We start from the raw sequence: 5524 nt of genomic DNA, 5'->3' as shown, positions 1-5524 counted from the left end.
ATTCAATATTATATTAAAAAAATAAATAAATATAGCATTTAATGTTTGATATTATAACAATAAACCAAATCTTTGGCTCCTAATTATTATTAATATACTATGTGTGGTATTGTATGTGCCTTCGACCTGAAGGAAAAAGCCGAGGGGTTGCGACCCCAACTTTTGGAAATGTCTAAAAAAGTCAGGCACCGGGGGCCTGACTGGAGTGGGATATATGCTAATGAAAATGCTATCCTGGCCCATGAGCGCCTGGCCATAGTGGATCCGGCATCCGGGAAACAACCACTATATAGTCCCGATGGCAGCCTGGTCCTGGCAGCCAATGGTGAAATATACAACCACAGGGAATTGCGGACGCAATTCGGTGGGGGCTATAACTTTAGCACACAGTCTGATTGTGAAGTGATCCTGGCCCTCTACCAGAAAAAGGGTATAGATTTTCTCGATGACCTCAATGGCATTTTTGGATTTGCCATTTACGATGCCGCCAGGGACGAATATTTTGTTGCCAGGGACCACATGGGGATTATTCCGCTCTATATGGGCTGGGACAGGAACGGGACCTTTTACGTGGCATCGGAGTTAAAGGCACTGGAAGGGTTTTGCAGCAAGATCGAGCTGTTCCCTCCCGGCCATTACCTGTACAGCAAGGATGGAGAAGTAAAACGCTGGTATACCCGTGACTGGATGGAATATGACGCTGTGAAAGAGAATGCAACCCAAATAGCAGAGATCAGGGAAGCTTTGGAAGCGGCTGTTCACCGTCAGCTGATGTCTGATGTACCTTATGGGGTGTTGCTTTCTGGTGGGTTGGACTCATCAGTTACTTCAGCCATTGCCAAAAAGTTTGCCCAAAAACGGGTAGAATCAGATGACAAAACGGATGCCTGGTGGCCCCAGCTCCATTCTTTTTCGGTTGGACTCGAAGGTTCCCCGGATCTTGCCGCAGCCCGCAAAGTTGCCGACCATATCGGTACCGTTCACCATGAGATCAAATTTACCATCCAGGAAGGCCTTGATGCTATCAAGGATGTGATCTATAACCTGGAAACCTATGATATCACTACTATACGTGCATCCACCCCAATGTACCTGATGGCGCGTGTGATCAAATCCATGGGGATTAAAATGGTGCTATCCGGAGAAGGCGCCGATGAGCTTTTCGGGGGGTACCTGTATTTTCACAAGGCACCGAGCCCTAAGGATTTCCATGAAGAAACCGTGCGCAAATTGAAAAAACTGCACATGTATGATTGCCTCAGGGCAAACAAATCCCTGGCAGCATGGGGTATTGAAGGCAGGGTGCCCTTTCTTGATAAAGAATTTATCGACGTGGCGATGCGGATCAACCCCAGTGACAAAATGATCAATGGGGAACGCATGGAAAAATGGGTAGTTCGGAAAGCGTTTGAGGATTACCTTCCGGAAAGTGTTGCCTGGCGGCAGAAAGAACAATTCTCCGATGGGGTAGGGTATAGTTGGATCGATACCCTGAAGGAACTGGTGGAAAAGGAGGTCAGTGATGATCAGCTGGCCAATGCCCAATACCGTTTCCCCATTCAAACGCCAACGACCAAAGAGGAATATTATTACCGGGCCATTTTTGAGTCGCACTTCCCCAGCGACGCTGCTGCCCTTTCAGTCCCCCAGGAGCCCTCTGTAGCCTGCAGTACAAAGATCGCACTGGAGTGGGACGAAGCCTTCAGGAATATGAATGATCCCTCAGGAAGGGCCGTGGCTCAGGTACATGAAGACGCTTATATGAAATAGCCGTATGTTGAATCAGCTTATTTGATTAGTCAGTCAGAGCACCAGAGATGGTGCTTTTTCTGTACTACAGGTAAGCAGCGACCAGAAGTACAAAAAGGGTTATGATCAATGGTCCTGTAGCTCCCAGACTTACCCCCCCAAACCGGAAATCTTTCTGTTGGAGCTTGCCTGTGCTATAGGCAATAGCATTCGGCGGTGTGGAGATGGGCAAAAACAAGGCTACAGATGCGCACAAACCAATTACCAGCGGAAGAATGACGGGGTTATTAAATGTAAGTATAATCCCCACCGGGATCAGGATGGTAGCTGTTGCCGTATTGCTCATTATGTTTGAAAGGATAACGGTAAGGAATCCAAAAAATAGTGCGAGAACATAGAAGTTCAGATCAAACTGCCGGATCTTTTCCACGTAAAAATTTGCAAGCCCCGTTTCCTTGATAGCAAGTCCGAGGGCCAAACCTCCGGCCACAAGCATCAGCGTGTCCCAGGGAAGCTTTCGCACATCATCTCCGCTGATGATGCCAGACATGGTTAACAGGATAATAGGTAACAGGGAAACCACAGAAGCCGGGATACCGTGAACTTTTTCGGTTAACCAAAGGAGTAAGGTAAGTGCCAGCACGGCCAGAACGATCCGCTTTTTGATCCTTTTTATCTTATAAAAGGCGTCAGGGGCATCCTTACCTTCTTCTTCTACGTCGATGACCATTTCCTTTACCCTTGGGATGTACCGCTTGCTCAGCAACAGCCAGAACAGCAGGGTAAATACGATAGCCAGGGGAAAGCCCACCATCATCCATTCCAGAAAGCCAATATCTATTCCATTGTTATTCAGGGCTTCAACTGCGATCGCATTTGGCGGCGATCCGATCAGGGTCCCCATCCCGCCAATAGAGGCAGAACCGGAAATACCGAGTAACATGGCCTTTGCAAAAGGCGAATCCTCGTCAAGCGTATTTAAAAAGGGCATAACGGAAGCGATCATCATAGCAGTGGTAGCCGTATTGGACATGATCATGGAAAACAGTGCCGTGGTGAGCATCAGGCCCAGTAAGATGTATTTTGGCTTGGTCCCAAAACGGGAGATAGATATACGGAATACCATTTTGTCCAATTCCGTCTTGCTCATGGCCTCTGCCATAAAAAAACCACCCAGCATCAGCCAGATCACGCTGCTAGACCAGGAGTTGATGTATCCGATGTAATGTGTCTGAACATTTTCCGGGTCTACCTCGGAATAATAGCTGTTCATGGCGAAAATGAGAAAACCAAAGACGAGTAAACCTACCGCAAAGGGAGGGATCGCTTCGGTAATCCAAAGCCCAACCGCAAGGAACAAAAGGAACAGTACATAGATCTGTGCCTTGTCCATCGAAGGTTCAAATAGGGCATAGGTGAGTCCAAAAGCAAGGATAATGCTGAGTAAAAAGTAAATGATCTTGCTCTGTACATCAACAACTTTCTGTATTTGTGGTAATAGCTTAAGCGAGGCGGTCCTTGAATCAGCCATTCGAAGATATGGTTTGATGAAACTCGCTTACAAAAGTACAATCAATTCCCATTTGAAAACCTAATATTTGTCATATCCCGGATCAAAAGTTCTGAAAAGGATTTCCCATCATAAATTGTTGTTAAATTGTTGATAACTTAAGACTGTCAAATCTCTAGCAAACGTATATTATATAGGGTATTACGTATATTTGTTGGATTGCAAAAACAAGAGCTAAAACAGATATTTTTTTATGAGCGAAGAAGTGAAGCAAAACAGCTACGGTGCTGATAGTATTCAGGCACTCGAAGGCATTGAACACGTACGCATGCGGCCCTCCATGTACATCGGTGATGTTGGGGTAAGGGGGTTGCACCATCTGGTTTATGAAGTAGTAGATAATTCGATTGATGAAGCAATGGGTGGCCATTGCGATGCCATATCAGTCACTATAAACGAAGACAATTCGATTACGGTTAAAGACAACGGCCGGGGAATCCCTGTAGGGCTCCACAAAAAGGAGGGAGTATCCGCTCTGGAGGTGGTTATGACCAAGATTGGGGCCGGGGGGAAGTTTGACAAAGACTCCTACAAAGTATCCGGTGGACTCCACGGTGTAGGGGTTTCTGTGGTTAACGCCCTTTCTGACAACCTGAAGGCTACCGTTTTCCGTGATGGCAAGGTATGGGAGCAGGAATACCAGCGCGGGAAGACCCTGTACCCGGTTAAAAGCGTTGGTGACTCCAAGGAAACCGGTACTGTGGTGACCTTTCATCCGGATGAACAGATCTTTAGCCAGACTATCGAATACAGCTATGAAACCCTGGCGAACCGTATGCGTGAGCTGGCGTACCTGAATAAGGGGATTACCATCAGCATTACCGATCTGCGGGAAAAGGACGAAAAAGGGGAATTTATCAGCGAGACCTTCTACAGCGAAGATGGGCTTAAGGAATTTATCCGCTTCCTGGACAGCAACCGGGAACCCCTTATCCAGAGCGTGATCTCTATGGAAGGGGAAAAGAATGATATTCCTGTGGAAGTAGCTATGATTTACACGGAAAACCTGCATTCTTATGTCAACAATATCAATACCCATGAAGGGGGGACCCACCTGTCCGGTTTCCGGCGCGGGCTTACCACTACCCTGAAGAAGTATGCAGATTCATCCGGAATGCTGGAAAAACTCAAGTTTGAGGTTTCCGGGGACGATTTCCGTGAGGGACTGACTGCCATCGTGTCCGTAAAGGTCGCCGAACCCCAGTTCGAAGGGCAGACCAAAACAAAACTTGGAAACAGGGAAGTATCTTCTGCGGTTAGCCAGGCCGTTTCGGAAATGCTGACCAATTACCTGGAAGAACACCCAGACGATGCCAAAATGATCGTACAAAAGGTAATTTTGGCGGCGCAGGCAAGACATGCGGCTACCAAAGCCCGGGAAATGGTGCAGCGCAAGAGCGTGATGACTGGAGGGGGCCTACCCGGAAAGTTATCCGATTGTTCAGAACAGGATCCCGGAAAGTGCGAAGTCTTCCTCGTGGAGGGGGATTCTGCAGGAGGTACGGCCAAACAAGGCCGGGACCGGAATTTCCAGGCGATCTTACCCTTGCGGGGGAAGATCCTTAACGTGGAAAAGGCCATGCAGCATAAGGTTTTTGAAAATGAGGAAATCAAGAACATCTACACAGCTCTTGGGGTAACCATAGGAACTGAGGAAGACAGCAAGGCACTCAACCTGGACAAGCTCCGGTATCACAAGGTGATTATTATGTGTGATGCGGATGTGGACGGTAGCCATATTGAGACACTGATCCTTACCTTTTTCTTCCGTTACATGCGCGAATTGATAGAAAACGGACACGTGTATATCGCTACACCGCCACTTTATCTTGTGAAAAAGGGAAACAAGAAACGCTATGCCTGGGATGACAAGGAACGCGATGAGATCGCGGAAAGTTTTGGAGGAAGTGTTTCTATCCAGCGTTACAAAGGTCTGGGGGAGATGAATGCCGAACAGTTGTGGGATACCACCATGAACCCGGAGAATCGCACCCTGAGGCAGGTAACCATCGACAATGCCACAGAATCCGACCGGATTTTCTCTATGCTGATGGGAGATGAGGTACCGCCGAGAAGGGAATTTATTGAGAAAAATGCCGTTTATGCGAACATTGATGCATAGGAAATAGCGTTTACACAACAAAAACTCGCTCCCATGGGGCGAGTTTTTTAGTTTTAGGAAAAATATTACAAAATGAAACGGAT

General features: G+C 47.2%; 3 protein-coding genes. 2 read left to right on the top strand and 1 reads right to left on the bottom strand.

Going from position 1 to position 5524, the window contains the following annotated elements:
* Window positions 1–99: 99 nt before the first annotated feature.
* The gene (gene asnB / locus AC4E7D_RS11065) at window positions 100–1770 is read left to right on the top strand and encodes an asparagine synthase B (protein ID WP_490173857.1); all 1671 of its coding nucleotides are present in this window, start codon (window positions 100–102) and stop codon (window positions 1768–1770) included.
* Window positions 1771–1834: 64 nt separating this feature from the next.
* Here asnB and AC4E7D_RS11060 read toward each other — a convergent pair whose 3' ends face one another.
* On the bottom strand, window positions 1835–3280 hold the full coding sequence (locus tag AC4E7D_RS11060) for an SLC13 family permease (RefSeq protein ID WP_490173856.1): 1446 nt from the start codon (window positions 3278–3280) through the stop codon (window positions 1835–1837).
* A gap of 232 nt (window positions 3281–3512) precedes the next feature.
* On the opposite strand from AC4E7D_RS11060, the gene gyrB reads away from it, so the two are divergent.
* Entirely contained in the window at window positions 3513–5441 is a 1929-nt protein-coding gene (gene gyrB / locus AC4E7D_RS11055) for a DNA topoisomerase (ATP-hydrolyzing) subunit B (RefSeq protein WP_490173855.1), read from the top strand.
* Window positions 5442–5524 lie beyond the last annotated feature (83 nt).

The organism is Lentiprolixibacter sp. (assembly GCF_982873095.1).
The sequence above is the reverse complement of the archived record's forward strand: the minus strand, read 5'-3'. Positions and strand labels throughout refer to the sequence as shown.

Excerpts from the sequence above, each read along its gene's own strand:
- asnB (WP_490173857.1), top strand. The coding sequence starts at position 100 with ATGTGTGGTATTGTATGTGCCTTCGACCTGAAGGAAAAAGCCGAGGGG.
- AC4E7D_RS11060 (WP_490173856.1), bottom strand. The coding sequence starts at position 3,280 with ATGGCTGATTCAAGGACCGCCTCGCTTAAGCTATTACCACAAATACAG.
- gyrB (WP_490173855.1), top strand. The coding sequence starts at position 3,513 with ATGAGCGAAGAAGTGAAGCAAAACAGCTACGGTGCTGATAGTATTCAG.